This is a genomic window from Cytobacillus sp. FSL K6-0265 (assembly GCF_038003465.1).
In the GTDB taxonomy this organism is placed as follows: Bacteria; Bacillota; Bacilli; order Bacillales; family Cytobacillaceae; genus Cytobacillus; species Cytobacillus stercorigallinarum.
The window spans coordinates 13,784-39,015 of sequence record NZ_JBBOPE010000002.1 but is presented as its reverse complement, the minus strand read 5'-3'; the positions used below and the strand labels follow the sequence as shown (position 1 = coordinate 39,015).

Annotated in this window: 23 protein-coding genes and 3 pseudogenes; 12 read left to right on the top strand and 14 right to left on the bottom strand. The window is 34.9% G+C overall.

Annotated features, from left to right (window positions below):
* Positions 1-83: 83 nt before the first annotated feature.
* Positions 84-1,841, top strand: a pseudogene (locus tag MHH73_RS22355) (Tn3 family transposase); the annotation flags it as partial.
* Positions 1,842-1,897: 56 nt separating this feature from the next.
* Positions 1,898-2,014 (top strand): annotated as a pseudogene (locus tag MHH73_RS22525) (tyrosine-type recombinase/integrase); the annotation flags it as partial.
* 144 nt (positions 2,015-2,158) lie between these two features.
* Here the strand turns inward: MHH73_RS22525 and MHH73_RS22350 are convergent.
* Genes MHH73_RS22350 through MHH73_RS22340 form a run of 3 tightly spaced genes read right to left on the bottom strand, consistent with a single transcriptional unit; the run spans position 2,159 to position 6,018 of the window.
* Positions 2,159-3,229 (bottom strand): GerAB/ArcD/ProY family transporter, encoded by a 1,071-nt coding sequence (locus MHH73_RS22350; RefSeq protein WP_341066909.1) that lies wholly within the window; start codon positions 3,227-3,229, stop codon positions 2,159-2,161.
* Between the two features lie 33 nt (positions 3,230-3,262).
* Positions 3,263-4,453: a Ger(x)C family spore germination protein gene (locus tag MHH73_RS22345; protein ID WP_341066906.1), complete on the bottom strand. Its 1,191-nt coding sequence runs from the start codon at positions 4,451-4,453 to the stop codon at positions 3,263-3,265.
* Entirely contained in the window at positions 4,453-6,018 is a 1,566-nt protein-coding gene (locus MHH73_RS22340) for a spore germination protein (RefSeq protein ID WP_009336473.1), read from the bottom strand. Before MHH73_RS22340 ends, MHH73_RS22345 begins: the two co-directional genes overlap by 1 nt.
* 809 nt (positions 6,019-6,827) lie before the next feature.
* On the opposite strand from MHH73_RS22340, the gene MHH73_RS22335 reads away from it, so the two are divergent.
* Complete coding sequence (locus tag MHH73_RS22335) at positions 6,828-7,397, top strand: recombinase family protein (protein ID WP_341066904.1); 570 nt, start codon at positions 6,828-6,830, stop codon at positions 7,395-7,397.
* A gap of 99 nt (positions 7,398-7,496) precedes the next feature.
* Here the strand turns inward: MHH73_RS22335 and MHH73_RS22330 are convergent, their stop codons facing one another.
* The 4 genes from MHH73_RS22330 to MHH73_RS22315 all read right to left on the bottom strand — a co-directional run bounded on the left by MHH73_RS22330 (position 7,497) and on the right by MHH73_RS22315 (position 10,537).
* Positions 7,497-7,892 carry a DUF3888 domain-containing protein gene (locus MHH73_RS22330; RefSeq protein ID WP_224938897.1) on the bottom strand — a complete coding sequence of 132 codons (396 nt, stop codon included), beginning with the start codon at positions 7,890-7,892 and terminating at the stop codon, positions 7,497-7,499.
* Between the two features lie 135 nt (positions 7,893-8,027).
* The gene (locus MHH73_RS22325) at positions 8,028-8,660 is read right to left on the bottom strand and encodes a hypothetical protein (protein ID WP_224938898.1); all 633 of its coding nucleotides are present in this window, start codon (positions 8,658-8,660) and stop codon (positions 8,028-8,030) included.
* Between the two features lie 597 nt (positions 8,661-9,257).
* Positions 9,258-10,172 (bottom strand): hypothetical protein, encoded by a 915-nt coding sequence (locus MHH73_RS22320; protein WP_095373721.1) that lies wholly within the window; start codon positions 10,170-10,172, stop codon positions 9,258-9,260.
* A gap of 74 nt (positions 10,173-10,246) precedes the next feature.
* Positions 10,247-10,537: a hypothetical protein gene (locus MHH73_RS22315; RefSeq protein ID WP_341070002.1), complete on the bottom strand. Its 291-nt coding sequence runs from the start codon at positions 10,535-10,537 to the stop codon at positions 10,247-10,249.
* Positions 10,538-11,022: 485 nt separating this feature from the next.
* Here MHH73_RS22315 and MHH73_RS22310 point away from each other — a divergent pair, with 485 nt between their 5' ends.
* Positions 11,023-11,772: a hypothetical protein gene (locus tag MHH73_RS22310; RefSeq protein ID WP_341069999.1), complete on the top strand. Its 750-nt coding sequence runs from the start codon at positions 11,023-11,025 to the stop codon at positions 11,770-11,772.
* A 78-nt stretch (positions 11,773-11,850) separates the two neighbouring features.
* On the opposite strand, the gene MHH73_RS22305 is transcribed toward MHH73_RS22310, so the two are convergent.
* Positions 11,851-12,141, bottom strand: a complete 291-nt coding sequence (locus MHH73_RS22305) for an AbrB/MazE/SpoVT family DNA-binding domain-containing protein (protein ID WP_341069996.1) — start codon at positions 12,139-12,141, stop codon at positions 11,851-11,853.
* Positions 12,142-12,261: 120 nt separating this feature from the next.
* On the opposite strand from MHH73_RS22305, the gene MHH73_RS22300 reads away from it, so the two are divergent.
* Together MHH73_RS22300 and MHH73_RS22295 are read left to right on the top strand one after the other, a co-directional pair.
* Positions 12,262-12,528: a hypothetical protein gene (locus tag MHH73_RS22300; protein ID WP_095373729.1), complete on the top strand. Its 267-nt coding sequence runs from the start codon at positions 12,262-12,264 to the stop codon at positions 12,526-12,528.
* A gap of 570 nt (positions 12,529-13,098) precedes the next feature.
* Entirely contained in the window at positions 13,099-13,425 is a 327-nt protein-coding gene (locus MHH73_RS22295) for a hypothetical protein (protein ID WP_341069993.1), read from the top strand.
* 120 nt (positions 13,426-13,545) lie between these two features.
* Here MHH73_RS22295 and MHH73_RS22290 read toward each other — a convergent pair whose 3' ends face one another.
* Together MHH73_RS22290 and MHH73_RS22285 are read right to left on the bottom strand one after the other, a co-directional pair.
* On the bottom strand, positions 13,546-13,737 hold the full coding sequence (locus tag MHH73_RS22290; protein WP_341069990.1) for a hypothetical protein: 192 nt from the start codon (positions 13,735-13,737) through the stop codon (positions 13,546-13,548).
* A 27-nt stretch (positions 13,738-13,764) separates the two neighbouring features.
* Positions 13,765-14,094, bottom strand: a complete 330-nt coding sequence (locus MHH73_RS22285; protein WP_341069989.1) for a hypothetical protein — start codon at positions 14,092-14,094, stop codon at positions 13,765-13,767.
* Positions 14,095-14,238: 144 nt separating this feature from the next.
* Here MHH73_RS22285 and MHH73_RS22280 point away from each other — a divergent pair, with 144 nt between their 5' ends.
* The gene (locus MHH73_RS22280) at positions 14,239-14,898 is read left to right on the top strand and encodes a SprT-like domain-containing protein (protein WP_341069987.1); all 660 of its coding nucleotides are present in this window, start codon (positions 14,239-14,241) and stop codon (positions 14,896-14,898) included.
* Between the two features lie 164 nt (positions 14,899-15,062).
* Here the strand turns inward: MHH73_RS22280 and MHH73_RS22275 are convergent, their stop codons facing one another.
* Both MHH73_RS22275 and MHH73_RS22270 read right to left on the bottom strand, forming a co-directional pair.
* Positions 15,063-15,731 carry a YqeB family protein gene (locus MHH73_RS22275; protein WP_071220738.1) on the bottom strand — a complete coding sequence of 223 codons (669 nt, stop codon included), beginning with the start codon at positions 15,729-15,731 and terminating at the stop codon, positions 15,063-15,065.
* Positions 15,732-15,919: 188 nt separating this feature from the next.
* A complete protein-coding gene (locus MHH73_RS22270) occupies positions 15,920-16,516 on the bottom strand; it encodes a TetR/AcrR family transcriptional regulator (RefSeq protein WP_071220739.1) in 597 nt (198 codons plus the stop codon).
* Between the two features lie 359 nt (positions 16,517-16,875).
* Here MHH73_RS22270 and MHH73_RS22265 point away from each other — a divergent pair, with 359 nt between their 5' ends.
* The 4 genes and pseudogenes from MHH73_RS22265 (at position 16,876) to MHH73_RS22250 (ending at position 21,353) form a co-directional block, all read left to right on the top strand.
* Positions 16,876-17,445 (top strand): recombinase family protein, encoded by a 570-nt coding sequence (locus MHH73_RS22265; RefSeq protein ID WP_076315855.1) that lies wholly within the window; start codon positions 16,876-16,878, stop codon positions 17,443-17,445.
* 1 nt (position 17,446) lies between these two features.
* Positions 17,447-20,392 (top strand): annotated as a pseudogene (locus MHH73_RS22260) (Tn3 family transposase).
* Positions 20,393-20,579: 187 nt separating this feature from the next.
* Positions 20,580-20,963 (top strand): hypothetical protein, encoded by a 384-nt coding sequence (locus MHH73_RS22255; protein ID WP_341069984.1) that lies wholly within the window; start codon positions 20,580-20,582, stop codon positions 20,961-20,963.
* Positions 20,964-20,990: 27 nt separating this feature from the next.
* Positions 20,991-21,353: a hypothetical protein gene (locus tag MHH73_RS22250; RefSeq protein WP_341069981.1), complete on the top strand. Its 363-nt coding sequence runs from the start codon at positions 20,991-20,993 to the stop codon at positions 21,351-21,353.
* 180 nt (positions 21,354-21,533) lie between these two features.
* Here MHH73_RS22250 and MHH73_RS22245 read toward each other — a convergent pair whose 3' ends face one another.
* Positions 21,534-21,914, bottom strand: coding sequence for a hypothetical protein (locus MHH73_RS22245; RefSeq protein ID WP_341060466.1), 381 nt, complete (start codon positions 21,912-21,914; stop codon positions 21,534-21,536).
* On the bottom strand, positions 21,895-23,067 hold the full coding sequence (locus MHH73_RS22240) for a ParM/StbA family protein (RefSeq protein WP_341053033.1): 1,173 nt from the start codon (positions 23,065-23,067) through the stop codon (positions 21,895-21,897). The genes MHH73_RS22245 and MHH73_RS22240 overlap by 20 nt, the downstream gene beginning before the upstream one ends.
* 597 nt (positions 23,068-23,664) lie before the next feature.
* On the opposite strand from MHH73_RS22240, the gene MHH73_RS22235 reads away from it, so the two are divergent.
* Positions 23,665-25,098 carry a primase C-terminal domain-containing protein gene (locus tag MHH73_RS22235; RefSeq protein WP_341069978.1) on the top strand — a complete coding sequence of 478 codons (1,434 nt, stop codon included), beginning with the start codon at positions 23,665-23,667 and terminating at the stop codon, positions 25,096-25,098.
* Positions 25,099-25,232: the final 134 nt, after the last annotated feature.

The window sequence follows — 25,232 nt, the reverse complement described above, 5'->3', positions numbered from 1 at the left end:
CTTTTTGATTAATCTTTTTTTCAAATGGATTCTTCTTATTTATCGTAAAATAAGGATTTGCGAGATCTTTTTGCTCAAACTTTATTTCAAAGCTACAACTAATTCGAGAGTATGGGGAAAGTGGGCAGCGTTATTTTGCTGCTGGTGATGAAGTTCCCATTGAAGGCGTAATTCAGCCAAAATGGAAAGACGTCATTGTCGAGACAGACAGCAAAGGAATTGAAAGGGTAAATCGAATCAATTATGAAATTGCTGTCATACAATCGCTTCGCACTCGACTTCGTTGTAAAGAAATTTGGATTGAGGGCGCTGATCGATATCGAAACCCGGATGAAGATCTCCCTCAAGATTTTGAAGAGCACAAGGAAGAATATTTTCAAGCACTGAAAGTGCCTCTTGATGTAGAGCCTTTTATCAAAGATATTATACTGTTGATGAAAGATAAACTCCATTTATTGAATCAAGGGTTAAGGGATCAAAGTAACGAAAAAGTAGCGATCACTACCAGAAATAACAAGGGATGGATTAGAGTCACTCCACTTGAAAAGCAACCCGAACCCCCACATGTGACGACGCTTAAACGGGAGATTAAGAGCCGTTGGTCCGACATTAACCTATTGGATTTACTAAAAGAAACAGATTTTCACACGGAGTTTACCAAGCACTTTAAAACCACAGCCGATCGAGAGATTTTAGATCGAGAAACCATCCAACGACGGCTTCTACTAAGTTTATTTGGATTAGGAACGAATACAGGTTTGAAAACTGTTTCTGCTGGAAACCACCTAGATGGTTATCGGGAACTTCGATATATCCGTCAAAAATTTATTCATAAAGACCATTTGCGAAAAGCCAACGCAGAGGTTACCAACCATATCATCTACAATCGAATGAAAGAGGTATGGGGAGAAGCTACCACTGCATGTGCTTCCGATTCAAAACATTTTGGTTCTTGGGATCAGAACCTACTCTCTGAATGGCATCCTCGTTATAAGAAACATGGAGTCATGATCTATTGGCATACAGATCGAAAGTCAGCTTGTATTTATTCTCAGCTAAAGTCCTGCCTTTCTTCGGAAGTGGCAGCTATGATGGAAGGAGTTCTTCGGCACTGTACGGATATGGAAGTTGACAGAAATTATGTCGATACACACGGACAAAGTGTCGTTGCTTTTGCTTTTTGTCATCTACTTGGTTTTAAACTGATGCCACGCTTTAAAAATATCGGGTCTCAAAAGCTATATCGTCCAGAAGCCGGCATGAATGAGGAATATCCTCACCTGCAACCGACTTTAAGTAGACCGATTAACTGGGATCTTATTCGGCAACAGTATGAACAAATCATTAAGTTTGCAACTGCTCTACGGTTGGGTACTGCTTCTGCCGAATCTATATTAAAGCGATTTACACGGGATACGAAACATCCAACTTATCAGGCTTTATGTGAATTAGGAAAAGCGATTAAAACAATCTTTTTATGTGATTATTTACACTATGAAGAGATTCGCAGAGAGATCCATGAAGGATTAAATACAGTGGAACAATGGAACTCGGTGAATACCTATATTTTCTATGGAAAAAACAGTGAAATTCGTTCCAATTCGATAGAAGATCAAGAGGTTTCTGTCTTATCACTTCAATTGCTGCAAAATTGCTTAGTCTATATGAATACCTTAATGGTACAAGAGGTTCTTTATGACAACAACCAATATTGGTTGAAGAAAATGACTCCAGAAGATTTTAGGGGATTAACACCTTTATTTTATCATCATGTCAATCCATACGGAACTTTTGAACTCAATATGAATCAGCGAATACCTATTAAGTTGAAGGTGTCGTAGTTTTTTATCATTTTGATCGGTGACAAAAGCCAGCTAATATCCCATCAAGATATTAGCTTGAGGACTTTGAGGTTGATGCGAGAAAAATTCATATACGTGATCGAGGTGAATTGTCCAATCTAGCTGAAATTAAAACGGTATGTAGTCCCCGTAGTATTGATGTATCTGCACAATGATAGGGTGCTTGCCTTGCTTACTTTTTTATCAACTGATAGTTATACTTTTAAAATCATAACTCTGAAAATACCCCCTTATCTAGCAATGATTTTTGCAAAACTTAAGACATAAGGTAAGCATCACTTTTCCCTTTTTGGGAGCTAACTCTGCTTTGTTTTTCCTTTTAAATAAGAGATACCTAGTAACAAAAATGGAATAGGAAACAGGACAATCATATATGCGTAAATATCTAATGTTTTATCTAGCCGAAGATGTTCTTTTGATAAATAGTACGTACCAAGGAATACGAGTAAAACAAACCCCGTAAACCCAAATCGTCTTATCCACTTTGAGGAAACCTTTGATACAGTTATATCATAAGCGATTCGGAAGTATAGACTGCAGCGTATGTATGTCCCTACAGCCATTAATAGTAATCCATAAATATCAAAACGATCAATGAATCCTAAACTAATAATTCGTACTGACTCTAATGCGGGATATACAAAATTATCAGCCTGACCTAATCCGAAAATCGTAATACTACCTATAGTTGTTGAAAACATCATAAGTGCATTTAACAAAATTCCAATACTCCATAGTAAAAACATTCGTTTTTCACGAATGTTTTGAATGGGTAGAAATAAAAGTAGTAATAATTCTACCCATATACTTAAAATTATCAAAGATCCCCATAATATTGGATTCCAACCAAACTCAAATATAGGTTGGAGCTCACTCCAATCTTTCATTGGTCTGTCCAAAATCGTGACTGTATGTCCAGTCGCCATAGCAATTATTGCTAGTATTCCTGCCGTTAATGCAATTCTTTTAATACCTTTTGAAGCTGCATAAACAAAGAATAACAAAAACCAGACCAGTATAGCCAATCGTGGTGTCTCAGGAAAAAAGGCAATGTAGATAAAATCAACTAACAAAGCAAACGAGAAAATTGTTAAAAATAAAAAGTAGATAATGAAAATTATCTTTATCATCACTCCAAAAGGTTTTCCTAATAAATTGTGAAGCATATCAGAAATATTTTGTTTTGGGTATTTAAGTCTCAAACGATAAATGGAGATTGCCAACGTAAATGCTGCCGGAAGTGATATAATTATGGAAATCCAAGCATCTCTCCCAGCAACATCGAGCATTAACGGAAGAATCACGACATGTCCCATGATTGGAAGCGTCATTATTAATAAAAAAAGTGTCTCCCATTTCGTTAACATATCAGTAATCTCCTTCTTCATTGTCCATAGAATCTATCGTTTATAAGGGTTGTTATAAGGCTTTTTGTGATTTTTTCCTACACTTTTATTAATAAGACCTTGATGAGTAATATTTGTATGAACATCAATCATTATATCTGCATTAGAAAAAATCTCATTCCATTCAGATTGGACATTTTTCCATTGTTTAGGATATTTTCTGTAGGTTTCCAGTCCAATTCCTGATATATCAGTCTTTATTACCTTTTGAAGCTTATTCAAAGTTAAACGTACGGATTTTTCAGTCTGATTTGATACTTCTTCTTCAACTTTACTTATCCATTGATCATTTATATTCCTATTCGTAGTATTATCAGCTAAAGTTCCCTCTATCTCGATTTTCAGATATGCTTCAAGCTGATTACCATCTAATGTTGGATTTATTTCCGTTTCTAATTTCTTTATCTCTACAGAGATCTTCTCCTTGTCATTCAGAGATACAGTTTTACTTCGAGATACAGTTTTACTTCCGCCTTTTACCTTGTTTAAAAGGATATTCAGCCCAACAGTTTCATCTGTATTCAGTTTACCGACCATTTTATAAGTGTTAATAACAGCAGTGCCGTCTATTGAAGTAATTGCTTTACCCTTTTCTTTTCTTGTTCGAATTATCGGCAAATAGGCATTAGGAATAGGGCCCTCAATTAACTTATAAAATTCATACATTTTTACGGATGTAAATTCAGCAATATATTGTGTTTGTTCTAAAGCAGAAACTATTTCTGCCGAAGAAAGATCTTCATAAAGTGTAGAAGTACCCAAAATATCAATTGGCTTTTCTTCTGTAATGAAAAGATAACTATTCAAACGAAACATTTGATCGCGTCTGCTTTCATCAAGGTAGTCAATAAAATTATCTTTTGCTAATTCCTCACCAATCACCCATAAACGAGTATGCTCAAAATAAAGCCGACGTTTCGCATCTTTTATGAATTCTCTTGCGCCTTGTATCAATGAGTCCGCGTCTCTTTCTAATAGAATATTTTGGCCATTTCCTCCGCCCCCCTCTCCTCCACCTTGTTCACTTGGTCCAGTTGGTTTTATGATTTCGACGCTAATTCGTAATTGTCCGTCAGATTTATCCAACCCTATCCCATGTACAAGTGCTGATTTATCAAGTTCTTGACTACTCCAACAGCCGGTTAATAAAAATAATAATGGGATGATAGTTAGCATCCTTACCATCATTTATCACCTGTTTTAGGTAATGATCTAATTCTAGTCTTACGCTGATTCGGTATACTTTTTGGTCGCTGTTTTTTCCACCTCAACGGTAAACGAATCAGTGAATCTTTCCAATCCTGAAAATAAAAAGGTGCAAATGGCGCCATAAATGGAATCCCAAACGATGTTAAAGAGATCATATGTGTTAATAAACCGAGCATGGCGACAATTAGTCCATATCCCCCGAATAAGCTACTAGCAATAAATAATCCTATCCTAAGAAGTGCGGTGACGTCTGCAATTGGGGTGATAACAAATGCAGCAATGTACGATATGGATACAACAATAATGGTCGGTGCACCAACAAGTCCGGCTGAGACTGAGACTTGTCCCAGAATCAAAGCACCAACAATACTTAACGCTGAGCCAATTTGTTGAGGAAGTCTGACACCAGCCTCACGGACAACTTCAAACATTAAAATCATCATGGCAATTTCCATTGCTAGAGGGAATGGGACCGTCTCTCGCGCTTGAATAATAGGGACAATCATATCAGATGGAATCATCACCTTATGAAAATTAATAGCTGCAATATAAATGCCTGGTAAAGAAATACTGATTACAAATGACACGAAACGCAGCATTCGAATGAAGGAACTATAATAGGGTCGAGAACTGTAATCTTCTATACTTTTTATATTTTCAAGAAATAGGGATGGAACAAACAAACTGACCGAATCCCCATTTACAATGATCACAATTCTTCCTTCCATTAATAAGGCTGAAGCTTTGTCAGGACGTTCTGTATTTCCAATCGTAGGAAAGATTGAAAAGGGATGGTCTTCGATGAATTGTTCGATTTCCCCTGAATTATTTATCTCATCCACTTTAATTTGTTCTAATCTTTGTTTGATCCGTTCAATCAATTTTGGATCCGCAATGTCCTTTACATATCCGATAGTAATATCCGTTTGACTATATTCACCAATTTTAATTGTTTCAAACTGTAAAGAAGGATGTGAGATTCTTCGCCGTAACAATGCAATATTAGTAGGTGATGATTCAATAAATCCGTCATGTGCTCCTCTCACAGCTCGATCAGATTGAGGTTCGGAGATTGCTCGAACCTCGTACCCTGGTGCATTTAGCAGTAATCCTTCACTATACCCATCCAGTAATAGTAACGTATTTCCCTTCAGTATTTGGTATACAGATTTTTCTAGATTATTTTCCTTCTTTGTGTTAAAAATAGAAATTCTTTCTTTTACTTGTTTTAATTCTTCTCCCATAGTGCTATCTAGAGATTCCTTAGTCAGTGGCTCTAATACATTATTGCGAATGGCATCTTCATCAATTAACCCGTCTACTATAACTAGTAGAGCTTTCAATGTGCGACCGTCATGTAATGGAATGATGAAATCATGAAAAATGATATCATCACTTGAATCTAACAGTTGTTTTAGTTTTTCTTCATTTTTATGAACATCCGATGAGAACAAAATTGAATTATTAAATTGTTCTTCCTGTGTCCATTTAGTATTTTGCTTCATTTTTTGCATAATGGATTTAATTTTTAAATAACGCATAGTTTAACCCATCCTAGAAAAGTTTGTTTTTTATACTGTTATTATGGCTTTTATAACTAATAATATGTGCCGTTTTTGGAAATGATATGTTAATGATTTTTGCGCGAATTACATTAATTTACTGGGAATTTATTAATATAGAAAGGTGGGGAGTAAGGTGGATCAAACAAAGTTAATAAAATGATGATAGCTCTTAATATGAATTTTTCATGGTTATTGGGTATATTGGCCGGTTTAAATATTATTTTTTTTCCGTATGCAGGGGAAGATTCTCTTTTCCAGGCTTGGGCTAAAATATGTCTTATTACATTTTTTCAATGAAGACGAACAAATAACAAGAACAAAATAGGTTATATAAGCATGGTATACATATGAGTGAAGACATTATTAAAAATGTCCTTGGCACAAAACCAAGAGCTAGACATAAAGAGCAATATATTAATAATTAAGATCAATGCTTTTCAAATCCTATTATACATAGGGAAATCTTAAGCTTCGAATTCACTTTCTAATAATTCCTTCTCTTATTCAAGAAAATAGCCCTTTTCTTGAATAATTAACGTGTTTGAGAGGTAAATTTAATCACACTCAAGCACACATAAATTTTAAACACTAAATTAATAAACTTTTTACTCAACTAGATTACCAAAAACCAGTGTTTTTGTAATGTCCCCCCATCGCCCTGTTACCCTTTGACTTTATTAAGATTAGCAGTTACCAAAAATAATTACCAAAAGTATTATCAAATACCTTTACAATAATTGCCCCTCTAGTAAAATAAAAATATACAAGTTTATTGGAGGTTACAAATGATAATTGGTTATGCTCGGGTATCTACTATTGACCAAAATTTAGATCGGCAAATTGGTATGCTTAATGAATATGGTTGTGAAAAAATAGTTGAGGAGAAATTCACTGGTACAGTTAAAGATAGAAAAGGACTTCACCAACTTTTTGATGTCATCCGGAAAGGCGATACAGTTGTAGTGGAGAGCATCTCCCGTTTAGGACGTAAAACATTGGATATCCTCAACATTATTCAACAGTTAGAAGAGATGGGGGTGCAATTCATTTCTTTAAAAGAAAATATGGATACAAGAACCTCTACAGGCAAAGCCATGTTCCAAATGATGTGTGTCATTGCAGAATTAGAAAGAAACCTTATTGCTGAGAAAGTAAAGGAAGGACTTGAAGCAAGTAAAAGGCGTGGGAAAACATTAGGTAGACCCAAGTTGGATAAAGAAAAGCTTGCTGTTGCGCTAAGGATGTATGATAGTGAGGAATATTCCATAAAGGAGATTGTCTCGGCAACTGGAATATCACAAGGTTCCTTATACAGAGCAGTCAATAGAAGAAAGCTTGAAGAACTAAAAAAATAGGATTTTATTACTTCTCCAAAGTTACTTTGCGGTCTACAGCAGGAACCCTGTCACTAGGCCTAGAAGGGTGGCAGCCCTTCTTTTTATTTTATGCATTTTTTATAAGTCTTTATGATTAAAATCTAACAATTTCACTCCATTGGGAGTGACTCTTAATGTTAAGGTTTCTAACCCAAGAGGCGGGTTATGCGCTCCAACGAAAGTTCGGTATTGGACTTTGACGGTAAAATCATATACTCCTTTATTAACCTCTTTTTCTTCAGGAGTCTCCCCAGGTACATTTCTTTTTATACTAATAATTTTCGCATCAAATAAATCATAGGAACGATCGGTTCCGACTTTTTCATTTATAATTTTATAAACATAAGGGTTCAGTAAAGTTAAATAAGAGTCATATAAATTCTCATTATTAATCGAGTTAACATTTGCGCTTCCTACAAGAGGTTGGGTAAATAAATATATTCCTAAGAGAGCTATTAGAATTTTTGATTTCATTTTATTACTCCTTGTACAACGAAATTAACTACCATAAAATTAACATTCCTAAATTTTTATATAAATATTCACTTGTATGCCAATTTGGGGTGTTTTGCAGAAATTCTCTTTTAAAAGGTTTATCTGCAGAACAGTTTAATCTTTTTTGCCCAACCAATTATTAATGGCTACTTTTACATTCGTGGTCGTGTCTTTTACTTCGTCAAAAATAAAGGACAATAAATTGAACCACGATATTTCTTCGTTGTATGGATTATTTTTACTTACATACTTCATGACACGTTTTAATTCATCCATGCGTGATTGATCGAGTTGTTCATGCAAGAATAATTTCACCATGGCATTCAATAAGTTTGCATTCCGCACGCTGGCATCTAGTAATAAAGCGGTTGCTTTGGATGGTGTGACGTCTAAGGCGTCAGACAGCTTGCGAATGTCCTCATACGTCCATTGCGTGAATCGAACCGAGACCCGTTCATTTTTAGGCGATTGATACTTTCTTTGTAGCGACTCCCTTTCCAGTTGTCCAAAGAACGTAGTATTGAAAAACTGGTAATCTCTTCTGAAATATTGAGACAAGTATTCCATGACTTTTCTCGACTGCAAACCTTTCTCGCAAAGTATTTCTACAATATCTTTTACTGGTTGATTGGTGACATAAGACAATTGATAAATACAATTTTTTAAGTCAATGGAAATCGTCGGTTTGATATCTTTTTTTTTATCTGAACGTGTTTGTCTTTTCTTTTTCTCCCCTTCTTTCAACAAAATAATCCCCTCTTTTCGCTTGGTTTGCTTTAGAACAGTGTCATAGTGTTCTAGATTTATTTCATGTATATGAGAGATAGAGAGGAGGTATGTTTAAAAAGATTCATTGTTGACCAAACTTTTAGTAAAAGAGATTTAGGGAGGAACAACCGAAATGGAATTGACCAAAAAAGAAGCAGAAGAGTTAGCGAAAAAAATACGTGAGAATAGTAAAAAACATGGTATTCCTTTGAAGCCAAAGAAAGCGAAAAAAGCAAAATAAACAGCAATCCTTTCGTTAAGGACCGCCACCTTAAGGTGGTATTTTTCTTAAGAAAAAGGTTGTTTATAAGGCAGGTTGGCGAGCGTTTTCATGCATGTTTTCATTCATTCTTTAAAAAGAACAAATCGTGCTTTATCACTGTTTGTTGACATGTATATTTCATGACCAACAAAAGCGCAAACGAAAAGCCAGTTCCCACAAGGGTTCTGGCTTTTTGCAATTGCCGATAATGTGACGTTATGTCTACTAGAATGTATGGGCGCTGTATATTTATTTGTCAAGAAATACTCTTCTTTTGAAAATTAATTTGTGTTAACGCTTCCCCAACTGAGAAACTATTCTAAAGAAATTCTGTTTAAGAACGAAACCCATAAAGGTTCTGCAGAAATTTCACCAGAATTATTCTCTAATTCGCTAAATGGATTTTCCACTACAGCTATAATTAAATTTTTATTATTCTTATCTAAACCTAGTTTAAGAGGGTAATTTATTACTCCTGTGGATGTTGTTTTAAAAAATGCATTATCTAATTCAATTTGGTTTGCACCAGAAAAGGCAATAACAGCATATTTCATATTATTTTTAATCGGGGAAAAATTCAACCAAAGTGTTTCCGGATAAGGTTGTTTTAATAATGTTACTACATCTCCTTCAAATTTGTCCCTTGGTTCTTTAGTTACAATTGGAGGAATGTCAATTTCTCCATTTGTAACTAACCTTTCTTTAAAGTTAATATTAGGTTTCGTATTATCATTTCCTACAATTAATGTTGATCGCTTAAAAATATGAAAGTGACCAGGTGGATAAAATTTTTCTTGAGATAATAAAGTATCAGGTTTTCGAATACATAAAACGAGAAAATCATGAAATCCGTTTTTTAAGGAAGGTACTTCAATGGCGATGTTTTTCTGTTCATTTGGTTTCATAGAGATATCTATATAATTCACATTCTGATTATTATAAGTAATATTAATTTGTTTATAGTCTAGTAAAAATATTAGTCTAAAGTCATTATTTTTAATATCTCGATTATGAATGTATAATTTGGGAGAAAAAATTGTATTAGCTGATATGTTGTATGTTGCATTATATTGCGTCATAGCAGTTTCATCCTGCATACCCAAAGTTGTTCCAATGTTCATTTGCTCGTTTGCTTGTTCTACATGCTTTTCTGATGTAGATTGACATCCCAATGAAAGGAAAATTAAAAATATACTAAGTAAAAGTAATAATTTTTTCTGTTTTAGCAAATCTTTCACCTCAATATAAACATAGGAAATTCACCTTTCAGTGAATTTCCTATGTTACAGTTGGATAATAGGTATTACAAATCAGAATCTAAAGTTCTATCTCCGTATGTTTGACCGTATGGGTCAATAACGAAGTGGTCAGTAGCAGAATAATAACTTCTCCCACTAACATAACTTGTAGAACCGGAAAAAGCATAAGCTGTTACTGTGTTAGATTTACGGTCTAGCTTAGATTTTACAGCCTTTGAATTTTCGAAAAGATAGTTTGCTGCTCTTATATCAGGCACTGGCTGACTTGTAGTTGTCATACCATACGCATGAACTTTACCAACTGATAGGTAGGCTTCGGTTGTCATGCCTATCATGGTCCCTGCTTGTATTGACGTATCCCCAGGTGCAGATAACATGTATTCTTTGTAAGATTCAGATGATTCCGCGGATGCCTGTGTTGTCGAAAATAAAGATATTCCTAGGCCAAAAACTACAGCTGCAGCAAAACTTTTTCATTTTATCAGCTCCTCTAATAATTTATGTAGTTTAAAACTACTTATTAATAATTCTTCAAGAAGAACCATAAATCCTTTATTTGGAAGTTAGATTACAGAATATTTTAAATATTTTACAGTGAGGGTAAGTTGTTGATAAACAGTTACTTTAAGAGCTTCGTTTTTATTGATGTCTTTCCTGCCTTTAAGCAGTTATGTCTACTAAAATGTATGAAGGGTGTATATTTATTTGTCAAGAAGAATTACCCGTACTATTTAGAATGTTGAAAAATATGTATGTGATTTTTAGATATTAAACCTTATTATAGAAGGGATAGAAAACTAACTAATTGAGGGGGATTTTGATGGTTTCAGTTATGAAGAGGGTTAAAGAAGTTAAACAACCAAGAGGTGGATATATAAGACCAAAAGATTTTACTATACTATCATTTGATGATGGGAAAATATTGCATGAGGATGAAAATATACATAGTTCATTAATCGGTATGGCAGTAGATTATTTAAGTCGCTTCTCATACGGGACATCGTTAGAGGATGCTTTCAGAATTTCTATTCGTGGAGCTAAAAGGGTGAATGAACTTGATTATGCTGAAGAATTATTGAAGGGCATTATAGGTTTAGATGAAACATCTATAGCGAATGCATGTACGTTAGTAGGGTATGATGTAGCTTTTCGTAGTGGAATTGCTCAATATAAACCAGTGGGGAATATTCAACCCAATGAACAAACAATAGAGAATATTAGAACGATGGTAGAGCGTAGCAGGGCATTCAATGAGAAAAATCGTATCATCAAAGATGGGTTTACATTTGAAGGCGGTTATACAGACATCATCACAAAAGGAGACGGCGATTTTTTAACTGAACACACGTTATGGGATTTTAAAGTAACGAAAGCAAATCCAACGAATAAACATACATTGCAGTTGCTTGTATATTATTTGATGGGTAAGCAGTCTAACCATGATTATTTCGATAATATTGATTCCATTGGGATTTTTAATCCAAGGTTGAATAATGCTTATATGCTTGATATTGATGCCGTTCCGAAAGAGGTTATTGATAAGGTAGCGCATGAGGTAATTGGTTATTAACTAGATCATATCCAAGTGTAGATGAATAACATCAAGAAAAATAAGGAGGACTAGAAGTCCTCCTTCGAGTATGTGCTATTAAGCCATCTCATTTACAGTTATGTAGTCCTTTAATTCTTCTTGAAGTAGATGAATTGCAGCACGACTTAAAACAATCTTTCCTCCAGCAAGTTCAACGTTACTACTGCTTATTTCGCCAGTAATCATACAAGCACGTGCATGTGAATATTTACGAAGAATAATCTGATCTTCATCTACGAAAATTTCTAGTGGGTCTTTAATATTAATATCCATTACTCTTCTTAATTCAATTGGTATTACAACTCTTCCTAGCTCGTCTACTTTTCTTACAATTCCTGTACTTTTCAAAATGGATTCACCTCGTATATTTTATAGATAAATAGGTAACTATCATAAGAACATTGATAGTATTATTTCGGTAGGTTAATTATACCTTTATTTTACATAAAGATAAAAAGGAGAATTCAAATGAAAGTAGTAATAATGACAAAGTTAAATACCGAAGGAAGTATGGGTTTGAGACGAGGTAGCTTTCTCATTAGCGACTATGAATTTAAGAAAAATCCTGATTGGTATATAGGAATTAAAGCGTATGAATGGATTCAACAACAAATTGCCGAATATGGAGGAAGAAAAACGGAAATTATTCAAGTAACTTGGAATGAAGAAAATGATATTACAGAGGTTGTTAAAAGTATATATCCGATTATGCCAGAGGATGATTTACCTTTTTAACTGCATAAAGAAATCCATGGGCGACAGCACTACAGAATGTAAATTTACGGCCATCTACAAAAATCGTGTAGATAGCCATAAATCAACATTCTATACGTGTCACTGTGGCACTAAATGATCCGATAACAACGGCATGTACGGCTAGCGCCTACATTCCGTAAGTTCCTGTCTCCTTTGCCTTTCAGGCCGTACCCCATGAGTCGAAAACCTTTCGAAAGCTTAAAACCTTAAAACCAGTGGATAAACAGGCTAACGCCTGTTTTTTTATTGATTATTTTTTCCTTTTGCTTCCGAATCGTAAAGCTTCACAAGCCGACTAAGTTTCCAGCAGGCGGAGCCTCCTAGGCTGACGCCCTCCACCTGCTGGAAACTAAGACGGCGAGACAGACCGTCAAGGGCAGAAAAACTTTTTGGCTAAAAACGCTACGCAACACCAAAAACTTTTCCTGACTACTCCCTTGACAGTCTGTCTATGTGAGCTTTTCGTTTCTACTTGCAAAAGGGAAAAAATAATTCCCTTTGGGAACAGATTGCGCTTCGCAATCAAAAGGAAAAAAGGAGGAAAAGAAAATGAACAAAAATGATAAAAAAAGAAAAGCACTAATAAGTACCTTAAAGGGATTCAGGAAGAATACACCTGAAAAATTATATTGGGTAGTAGATTTACAGGATTGGGAGGATATTAGACTACTAACTTTGGATGAAGCAAAAGAACATTTAGAACAATTTTGGGATGAAGAAGATTATCAAAGTGTTGAAGAAATGAACGAACATAACCAAGCAATACAAAACGCAGATGCCGATGAATTAAATGAATTATTATTAGGTATAGACTGGACTTTGTTTAAAACACAGGAAGAATATAAGGAATATGCACATCTAGCGACAGTCAAGTAGTAAATACATGGGGGATTACTAGTAGACGATATAATCTTAAGAAACAGCAGGAAAACCACCTTCCTGCTGTTCTATAGGGGGACAGATAGAAACATAGAAATATTATATATTTCCCCTTTTCTATTTTTGATTCGATCTGTGTTCAGGATTTAATAAATCTGCGAAGATAAAGGACCCTTTTGATTCGTAGTTTGCTACAAGGCTATGCAACGCCATTACAGCTAATTGGTTTTGTGATAACCCTACCTCCTCTGACATCTTTTCAAAGTCCTCTTTAAGCGCATCTGGCATGTTGATGGGTAATCTTTTCATAAGTAAAACTCCTTTTTAATATCTATTTCAAACAGGTTCTTTAATAGGAGAAGCATCATAATTCTCGAATCTGCTATCACATGATGAACAGATTTTTATCCAATTAGGGTGTTCATCGTACATGGGCGTAAATATTCCTCCACAACTGCAAGGTTCACTATAGTCAGGCTCTTCTGGTTCGTCAAACAAACCCTCTTGATGTGCCTGCTCCCATAAAAGTTCATCTACTTTTTCTTTTAATTGGTCATTGGCTTTTTTTAATGCATCTTCATTTTCTTCTAATTCTTTAATTTTACCCAGTAAATATTCATTTTGGTTTTCTAATGCGATGATTTTTTCTTTTCTACTGAAAAACATAATAAATCACCATCCTTTTAAATATCTTCTTAATATCATTTTAGCACATAAAAAGCATCAAAACAATACTATTTGTCAGAATTTTATGTTATAATATAGTTAAAGTTATTGAATATTAATATTCAAAAAGGAGGATTCACTTAAATGTCCAGCATAAAAGTGGCTACTGACGAATTACATAATGCGTTTGAGTTATTAAATAAGACGTTCTTCAATGATGAATTACCTAACCTCGCCATTACGATTCAAACCAGTGGTAAACGCAAAGCGATGGGCTGGTGTACAACAAAAGAGGTTTGGGGTGATCGTGACGGAAAAATCAAACTGTACGAAATAAATATAGCTGCGGAATTTTTGGATTTAGACTTTTTTGAAACTATGGATACATTACTTCACGAGATGGTGCACCTGTACAATATTACTCATGATATTCAGGATTGCAGTCGAGGTGGAAACTACCATAACAAAAAGTTTAAAGCTGAAGCAGAAAAACGAGGGTTTTACTTTGAAAAAGATAAACCAGATAAGAAATATGGGTGGTATAACCCTAAGTTAACAGAGGAAACAAAGCAGAAAATATCCTCTCTTGATATTGATAAAAGCGCTTTTTCAATCGCTCGAAGGGGAATGCAATTACATCTTAGTAATGATGATGACACTAATCAAGAAGATGGCCAAGAGAAAGAGAGGAAAAAATCTTATAAATGGGTTTGTCCTGGTTGTGATTTAATTGTTCGTTCTACTAAGCCTGATGTATCCCTAAAATGTATGGAATGCAATGAAGAGTTGGAAGAAAGAGACTAAGGGAGAGGTTTTCTCTCCCCTTTATGGAGGGTAAAAAATGCTAACTTGTGCTTATTGGGGTCATGTCGACAAAACGCATATATTATACGCTAAGCAAATTGCAACCTAAAAAGTCGAATTCCTATACGCTAAGGAACCGACTTTTTTAAATTTGGCTTGTTTAGTTAAATCTTTCGTACATATTGATCCTTACCCTGATCTTTCACAACTACCCCTAGCTCATTTAAATCCATTTTTAAATTTTTTGCCTTTTTCTTATCTCCTTCTCTAATTGCATTTCTACGTTCATATAAGATTGAATTGGTGTTCTCCCCAAGTAAATGATCTTCTAGGGCCCAAAGTTTGAATTCATCTACATAAGGGTCCTGTTCACACCAAAGGTAATGATGATACAGAAAGATTTCTCGTATTTTTTCCTTCTTAATATCCGTCTTTTCACTCAAAAGTTCTTGACCTTTATTTCCAGTAATTACGACATTATTATCTTCCATAAAGATTTCTTTTACCTCAGATTTTCTAATTATCTTTTCTTTATCATCTTTATTGATCAATATTTCTTGATCGCTTATGCTCATTTTTAGTGCTTCACTATAAACTGTTAGTGATAAAAGAACACCTATAACTACACCTACGAACATCAAGATAATAGACACCCAAAAAGGGTTGAATGCATCCAAAAGTTCAATGACTTTTGAATCAGAAAAGAAAGATATTCTTTTTACGAATTCCAACAACTTTGGAAGAAACCAACCTATCGTTCCTAAAACAATAGGAAATAATACTGCAATCAATTTTTCCAAGAAACCCATACCAATTGTGGATGTATTTTTCATTGGGATTGTTACCTCCGAGACTTTATAGTTAAAAATAGTTGAATTAAGATGTTTAGAGTATCTTGAAATTCTGACAAAAATATTCAATACAAATGAAAATAATAATTATCAAACAACAAATACGCATAAATATATATCCTTATTCAACCATCAATTATTCTAATTAAAGGGAAATAGACCTTTTGATGTTACATAACTATTTTTGTTATTACTCTAGTTAAATCATCCCTATACTTCTCAAGACTAAAGGAAGCCCTATTTTTAAGCATACTTTCTTCTATTGCACCTTGAATCAGAACACAGATCATTTCTACATCAAATTCATTAGAAAACTCTTGTTTCTTTTGTCCCTCTAATAAAATCTCTTTGAGCAATACATTTAACAGATCTTCCTCGTCATCATCAGCTTTATAGTAAGGCACTCCTTCTTCGTCTTTAGCGTTAAAGACAATTTCAATCAATGCGATATTATTTTTATAATTAGCCACTTGGTAAGCCAAACTAGCTTCAATATATGCTTTTAATTGTGAAATAGCCGTTTCTTCTCGAACAACCTTCCCACTAATAAAATCCAATTTTTTGTTAAATAAATGCACTAAGGTTTGATTGATTAAATCCATTTTGCCAGAAAAATGATACGAAATTAATCCTGTACTCACTTTTGCCTTTTTAGCGACTTTAGTTAAACTGACATTTGTATAGCCAAGTTCATCGAGTGTATCAATACAAGCTTGAATAATCTGTTCTCTTCGTGCTTCAGCAATAAAAGATTGTTTGTTTTCCATCAGGGTCTTCCTCTCGTTTATATTGGTTATTCAATTTTTAAATTGGTCTTTCAATCAATTTTTATTTTAATACAAACTTCTTATTCCTGTCAACACTAAGAATTCGACTATCCTGCCTAGTTAGTTTAAATACACCTTTTTCACATTCTCTTATCTATTTTTAACAGAAATATCTATTTTCTTGTTAAAAAACAACAACCATAAACGACCGTTTATGGTTATGGTGAGTGAGCGTCTTTAAAAGTCTCAAATAGTGCTAAAATACATACCCAAAACTATAACCAAAAACAGAATACCAATACATCAGCCTTAACCCCCTTTTTGGTATAATTAATTTGTATGGAAAGGGGAGTTTCAAATTGAAATTTGGTTATGCACGTGTGAGTACGCAAGATCAGTCATTATCATTACAACTTGATGCATTGGATCGTCATGGAGTGGACGAAACTTTTGAAGAAAAAGAATCTGGTAAAAGGAAAAATCGCCCGCAGTTGGAGGAGCTTCTTAAAGTATTACGTAAGGGTGACACAGTAGTTGTCTATAAATTAGATCGTATCAGTCGGAGTACCAAACATTTAATCGAACTCATGGAACAGTTTGAAGCAAAAGGAATCCATTTCGCGTCTATTCAGGATAAAATTGACACAACAACAGCTATGGGGCGATTCTTTTTCAGAATGTTGGCTAGCATAGCTGAATTAGAACGGGATATCATTAGTGAACGAACGAAAGATGGGTTGGTGGCAGCTAGATCTAGGGGAAGAAATGGAGGTAGACCGAAGGTTGAATCAAAAAAAATTATGCTTGCCATGAAGATGTATGAAAGTAAAGACTACTCCTTATCTCAAATTAAAGAAGCCACAGGAATAGGAGCAACAACGCTATATCGTTACTTGGGAAAGAAAGGGCTATCCAGCGAGGAGGTGTAACATGAGAGGGAAAGAACTATTAACCCTTGATCAGCGAAATATGTTTATGTCTATTCCTGATGATATGACTGAGCATGATATGGAAATGCACTATACTTTTACCACAGAAGATCTTGCATTTATTAATAAGCATCGAAGAGACCATAATCGCTTAGGGATTGCCTTACAACTTGCAGTTCTTCGGTATCCGGGTTGGACTTTATTTCAGATTAAAGACATTCCCAACCAAATACTCGATTATATTGCGAAACAAATTGATGTCTCCCCACAAGAATATACACAGTATGCAAAACGGGTAGCAACTCGAAATGAACACCTAGAGGAACTTCGACAGCATTATGGCTACCAAAATTTATCCTTTGGGATGTATCGAATAATTGCACAATATACTCTTCAACACGCTCTTGGGAACGGGAATACAGATTACTTGATTCGCTCAACAATTAAGGAATTGCGAAGACAAAAAGTAATTTTGCCAGCTATGACAACAATAGAAAGAATTGTATGGGAGGCTCGTCAACGGGCAGAAGAACGAATTTTTAAATCTATCAGCTCTACATTAAATGAATCTCAAAAACCAAAGTTAGATCACTTACTTGATGTAAGTTCCACCTATTCAAAGACACCCCTTGCTTGGTTACGAGAAGTTCCCGGTCAATCTTCTCCAGATGCCTTCTTAAAGGTTATAAAACGTCTTCAAGTCATACGAACTTTGCAACTTAATGTGGATATTAAAGAAATTCATCCAAATAGGGTCTTACAGTTAGCACGATTGGGTTCCAAATATGAACCCCGTTCATTCCGTAGATTTAAAGAGAATAAGAAATTTACACTTTTAATTTTACATCTCCTACAACTTAGCCAAAACCTTACTGATCATGCCTTTGAGATACATGATCGGCAAATCAGCTTATTGTTATCAAAGGGACGTAAAGCTTAAGAAGAGATTCAGAGGTTAAATGGTAAATCAGTTAATGAAAAGGTTATTCACTTTGCAGATTTGGGATCAGCATTGATTCAAGCAAAAGAACAAGGGAAGGACCCATTTGAAGCATTAGAAGCTATTATGCCTTGGGAGGACTTCGTAAACTCAATAGAAGAGGCGAAGCAATTGTCACGCCCAATGGATTACGATTACTTAGACTTACTAAAATTTCGCTTTAACTACTTACGTAAATATACCCCAACATTGTTAGAAGCCTTGGAATTCACTTCTACAAAATCAGGAGAGCCATTGCTTCAAGCTATTGAGACCATTAAAGAGATGAACAGAAATAATAAACGAAAGGTTCCAGAAGGTGCTCCTTTGGACTTTATCTCGAATCGCTGGCAAAAGCACGTTTATGATGATGACGGGAATATAAATCGCCAATACTATGAGATGTCTGTTCTTACCGAGTTAAGAAATCTTGTACGCTCAGGTAACGTTTCTATTAAAGGAAGTCGTCAGCATCAAGATTTTGATAATTATTTAGTGACAAAAGAAACATGGGAGCAAAACAAGCAGCTTAATGAACTTACCGCACCACCTTCTGTTGATGAATACTTAAAAGGAAAAATGGATGTATTACATAATCGGCTTGAATGGATTAAAGCGAATATCACAGAATTAGATGGGGTTAATTTTGAGGATGGACGGCTGCATGTCCATCGTTTGGAGAAAAACGTTCCAGAAAAAGCACGAGAATATAGTTTATCTCTATATCAACTGATACCTCGTGTGAAGCTGACAGATTTGCTTATGGAAGTAGCAAGTTGGACGGGATTCGACAAGCAGTTTCTTCATGCTTCTACACTGCATCCTCCAAAAGAAGAAGAAAAGCCAGCGATCATGGCAGCGATTATGGCTATGGGAACAAATATCGGTCTTACTAAGATGGCAGAAGCGACACAAGGAGTTTCATACCGGCAAATGTCCACAGCCTCACAGTGGCGTTTATATGAAGATGCCATGAATAAAGCACAAGCCATTATGGTGAATTTTCAGCATCAGTTAAGCTTGTCGTCGTACTGGGGAGATGGTACATCTTCTTCTTCAGATGGAATGCGTGTTCAAGTAGGAGTTTCATCCTTACACGCTGATGCAAATCCACATTATGGAACGGGAAAAGGAGCAACCATTTATCGCTTTGTTAGTGACCAATTTTCTAGCTTCTATACGAAAGTGATTAATACAAACGCAAGAGACGCTGTTCATGTTATAGATGGTTTATTGCATCATGAAACCGACTTGCATATTAAAGAACATTATACAGACACAGCCGGTTATACAGATCAAGTATTCGGACTAACTAATTTGTTAGGGTTTCGGTTTGCCCCAAGATTACGAGACCTTGCAGATTCAAAACTTTACTCATTTGAAAAGCCCGACCAATATCCAGAAATGGAGAAGTTGCTACGTGGAAGAATTAACACCAAGATCATTCAGGAAAATTATGATGATGTATTAAGGTTGGCACATTCCATTCGTAAAGGAACGGTATCTGCCTCTCTCATTATGGGGAAATTAGGTTCTTATTCTCGTCAAAATAGCCTTGCTACTACACTAAGAGAGATGGGACGTATTGATAAAACTTTGTTTATATTAGACTACATTTCTAGCGAAACATTACGTCGGAGAATCCAACGTGGATTAAATAAAGGTGAAGCCATGAATGCCTTGGCACGAGCTATTTTCTTTGGGAAACATGGGGAACTTAGAGAAAGAGCACTACAAGATCAGTTGCAGCGTGCCAGCGCCTTAAACCTCATTATTAATGCTATTAGTATTTGGAATACCGTGTATCTATCACAAGCAATTGAACATTTTAAAACTACAGGAAAATATCAAGAGAAATTGCTTCCACACATATCACCATTAGGATGGAAACACATAAACTTTCTAGGTGAATATTCATTTAAACCTGAGATTTCGACCTTTCATTCCCTACGTCCACTCAGAACATAAATAAAACCCTGATTTTTCTGCTTAGCGTAGAAAAATCAGGGTTTTACCTTCTGAAAAGTTCCTTATCGTATAATATCTGCGTTTTGTCGGCAGGACCCCTTATTGTGCCACTGAATTAAGTTCTAAATACTGTCCTTTTTGTGAAATGGAATTAAAGGATTATCAAATATCAAAGAATGGCAATCGCATGTCAAACACCATAGATTCAATTCCTGCAGAAGTGGAAATTTTCAAGGATACTAAAACCCTTATGGAGAAAGAAACCATTGAATTGTTATTCTTATTGCGTTATGCCAGAAAACACCGTTCTGATGTATATAATTTACGTATAAACGTTCATAGGGCAACCGAACAAGGGAATGAAATGCAGGAATATAACGCTGCTTCTTATAGTGATTATGAAGAAGCAACTCGAAAAGTATGGGTGATTGAAAATATTATTAAGGAGCGTATAGGTTACTTCCCTAGTAAGGTGACTGAAAAATTCATTTATATTTATCTGGACCGTATAAATCAATCTAACGAAAAGAAGATGAAAATTAAAGAATCATCGGTACAAGAAAATGCTTGAGTATAGGATTAGAAGGGAGGGAACTGTATGCATCCAATAAATAGTCTTTTTCCATTGTTGATAGGGTTATTTTTATATCTTGTTTTGAATCCTTTCTTCCAGTCATTCGACCTACTATCTGTTTATTTCATTTGTGCTGTTCCAGCTGGTTGGTCAATGATTAACCGTTATAAAAATAGACCGACAGATACGCAGCTCATTATTCGCGAAATATATCGAGTGCGTTCTGATATATTCTTCGATTTATTTTTTTTAACAATACGAAAGGGATTTAAGTTTTTTCTTGCTCTTATAATTGGCTGGTTAATTGCCCCTTATTTATTATTTGAAGCGATAACAGGAATTAAATCAGCTATAAGAAAAATGAGAAATAAAGGAGTAGCACAATGAGGGTGATCGTAGCAGAAAATAAAATTACGAGGAATAAAAAAGGAGCTGGAAAGAAAGCTCCTTTTTCTGGTCAATGGCAGCACGTGTTAAAACAAAAAACCACCTTAAGGTGGTCTTGTGCTTTAGTTTCTAAAATATGACGCTTATCTCCTTATTTTAAATTATTATCTAACTGTAAAATTAAGCAAAAGGGTCGTCGAAATCATCGAGACTCGACCATGCAGAGTTAGAGCTCTCTTCTTTTTCTCTTGGTTCTATTGTTTTTGCTGTCTCTTTTGTAATTACTTCTTTTTCTGGTTGTTCCTCTTTTTGTATTTCTGGTTGATATATAGGTTGCTTTCCATTAGTTGATGAAAGATCAAAATTAATCTTTCTTGGCATTACTTCTGCAACATCTACAAAGCCTGTTTGGTTGTAAAGTTGTTGAGCTGCATATAAGAAGAAGTTAGATAGGTCGGATTGTTTGTTAATCCATTCTACAAATTCAGGTGTAATATCGCGGCTTAAATAAATGTTTATCCGATCTCCTTGTTTATATACCTTATTTCGAGTGCGTGCCACTAGCAGTTACACCTAATTCTCTTTCTTTCTGTTGTTCGTACCTTGGTGAGCATGTATATACGAGTAAGCCGCGCGCATTTACAAACATAGGGTCTTTTAAGAATGTAACGTTAGTCATACGATCCTTGGATTTTAGAATTGGCTGCAAGTAAGGTTTAAGTATTGCTGCTCCACCGCCATAGATAAACACAAAAGGGTCATCCTTTAAATCGTCAATCTTATTTATAATCGAGCTGCTAATTTGTGTTGATAGTTGTAACAACCCTGTTTTGGATTCTGCAACTAGATCATTATGACGAGGATGTTCAGGGTCAAAGTAGATTTCGTTAAATTCTGCCATGCTATCAATGGATTTTCTAGGATTATTACGATTCCAACGCTTGATAATTTCATTAATAGTAGATTTAACCCCGAAATTCAACCCTTCTGAAAGTTTAGGGTTATATTTAACGCCTTCTGTCACAACGATTTCAGTTGTGCCAGCACCAATATCAAAATGCAAGAGGGTTTTATTGGTGAAATCTACTTTCATAATTTTATCGCCAATTTCTATTTTTCTTTCTGTAACTTTTCCGTTTTCATCAAAGACTACACCCCAAGCTGCGGCTGCGCCTTCAGGTAAGCATTTGCAGTATTCGATTTTTAAAGTGACATAAACATTCCTTCCTGATGGATGATGGAAGATAATTTCGTGTGTACCCATAAAACGAGTAGCGTTATTTTTGGCACTTTCTTGTGTGATTGTATTTACTGGTAAGGCAACAGATAGATCATAAGAAACTTCAATATTATCTTGCCCGTAATTCTTTTTGATTGCATCGATGGCGAGCCCAGAAAGTGTCACAATAACAGGAATTTCATCTTTAGATTTATCGGACTTTTTTTCTAATTCATTTGGTGTAAGGTTATCTTTTAAAACTTTTTCTCCTATTATATATCTTTCTCCATTCCTTGTTAGAGCTTTAGAATTGATAGTTACATCAATATTTTCTAATAAGTCACTAGCTGCAATATCATCCATGTCCATTAATTCAGTTGTTTCGCCCATGTAATAAGAAAAAACAGTAGGAATTGTTATAGGGTCTGTATCTTTTACCCAAAGTTTTAATCCGTTGTTCCCAGCATCTGCACCAGCTTTTAAAATCGTCATCAGAAAAACACTCCTTAATTGGTTTATTTTGCTATCTTAAGTATAGTATACATTTATTTTAATACTCTGGCAACACATTTTATGTATTTTATGCGCACAAAATGCGTAAAAAATAGTGTTTTTTTATATTCTTTATACATATAATATATTATATTATGCGCACAAATAACACATAAAAAAACCGATTGGCTTCTTTTCGCCGATCGGAAGAATAGTAGACAAACAAAAAAGTTTTATGTATAGTTATAGATAATTCTAAAATTTACTAGTCTAAGAGATTTTTTATAATAAAAATACAAAAACAAATACATAAAAAAACAAGTAAAAAGAGCCGTGCTGTCAACACCGCTCTTTTAGAAATAAGCTAGCTCCACGGCAACCAACCTCGATCTAGCTTTGATAGGTAAATCATGATGCTGTCAACATCATGATTGTTCTTATTCATATATGTACTTATCATATATGAAATTTTGGATAATTGCAATGTTTTTTGTTCGGTAAAACCTAACAAAATTCTGCATCTTTCTCTATCAAAGTTAAAGGTTTAGGACCGCTACAGGGCAGCTTGTGGCGGTCTTTTTGTGTGGAGAAGGAGAAGAAATGAACGCATTAAGAGAGATTTATAGAGATCAACTAACAGATTTACCAAAAAAACAAATAGATAAGCAGCAAAGCGGTTATAACAGTCATTTGGGTTGGGTTTATGTTTGTAATACGTTTTACGAAAAGCCTAAAGCTGTGCGTACATATCGCTCCTTATTTGGTGCGACAGAAGCTTATACATATTACACACCTAATACGTTTTACCGCAATGATCAACGTCATGAGGGTTCTTTACGTTGGCTAAATGCGATGGTTGTTGATATAGATGCAAAAAATGGATACAACCAGGGCGGGCTTTTTCTTCCTGATGTATTGGATTCTGTAAATGATGGAGGACTCCCGATGCCTTCTTTAGTTGTTTCAACACCTTCAGGTGGTTTTCACCTTTATTGGTATTTGAATAGCCCTAAAAGAGCTTTTCCAAAAGTGACAGCTCATTATAAACGAATACAAATGAGTATTGCTGAAGCTTTAAATGGCGATTTACAGGCTGTGGGAGCAGAGCGATGGTTTCGTATGCCTACCGAATCAAACATTGTTTATCAGACTGATAGTCGTATTAGTTTTGATAATCTATGTGACTGGTTATCTATTTATCAAGAAGAAAAAGCAGAAGAAAGGAAAGTAACTTGTGTAGGTGTAGATGGATTACTACAACATCCAGCAATCAAAAAGCTTTTAGAAGGCGTATCAGAAGGTCAAAGAGATAACACTTGCTATACACTTGCTTTGGCATACAAAGCGAATGGATACAGTGAAAATGAAACAGAAGGTTTTTTGCAAGAATGGAATGCTTTAAATGAGCCACCCATGCGTCAATTAGATGTTAAAAGAAAAGTAAAAAGCGCATTTAAAAAAGATGCTCCGCATGGCCCGTCATCTTATTGGATTCGCTTGCTTTCAGGTATGCCATTTACTTATCAAGCATGGGAGGAAGCAAAACCAAGAGAAGAACGTACATATAGCCATTTTGATGAATGGAAAGAAGATATTATTAACTATTTAAAAGCCAAAGGAGGAAGTGTATCTGCTGCACAAAGAAAGATTGCTGAAGAGGTTAGGTCGTCATCAAATGAGAAAAAAAACATCCCGTATACAACTTTTAAAAAGATTATAGAACACCTTGTTCAAATTGGAATAATTACAAAGAAGATAAAAGGAAAAGGACGTGCTGCGGAAACCACTTTAACCCTTATTAAGAAAACAAAAGTCATCCCTTTCCAACGCAAAAGGGAACAAAAAAGAAATGGGTCCAATTCAAATACATTTATAGATCAGGTGGTGGGTGGGTTAACTGGTTTGTTTTTGCTTTCTAATAATTCTTTATCTGGCTCTTCAAAATTTCTTGAGGAACCAGCTTCTTTACTATTGCCTTCTGGGAGAAATGGACCACCTAAAAATAGGAAAAATACTGGTGTATATTGGGAATAATGTCCCTTGTATATAATTTCCAGTGTGTTATGATTAAGGCAATTAATCATATAATCAAATATTAAATAATACTAATCACCACTTTAAGTTATTAATTGATTGGTTTGGGTGGTTGAGCCGTGGCCGGTCCTGCC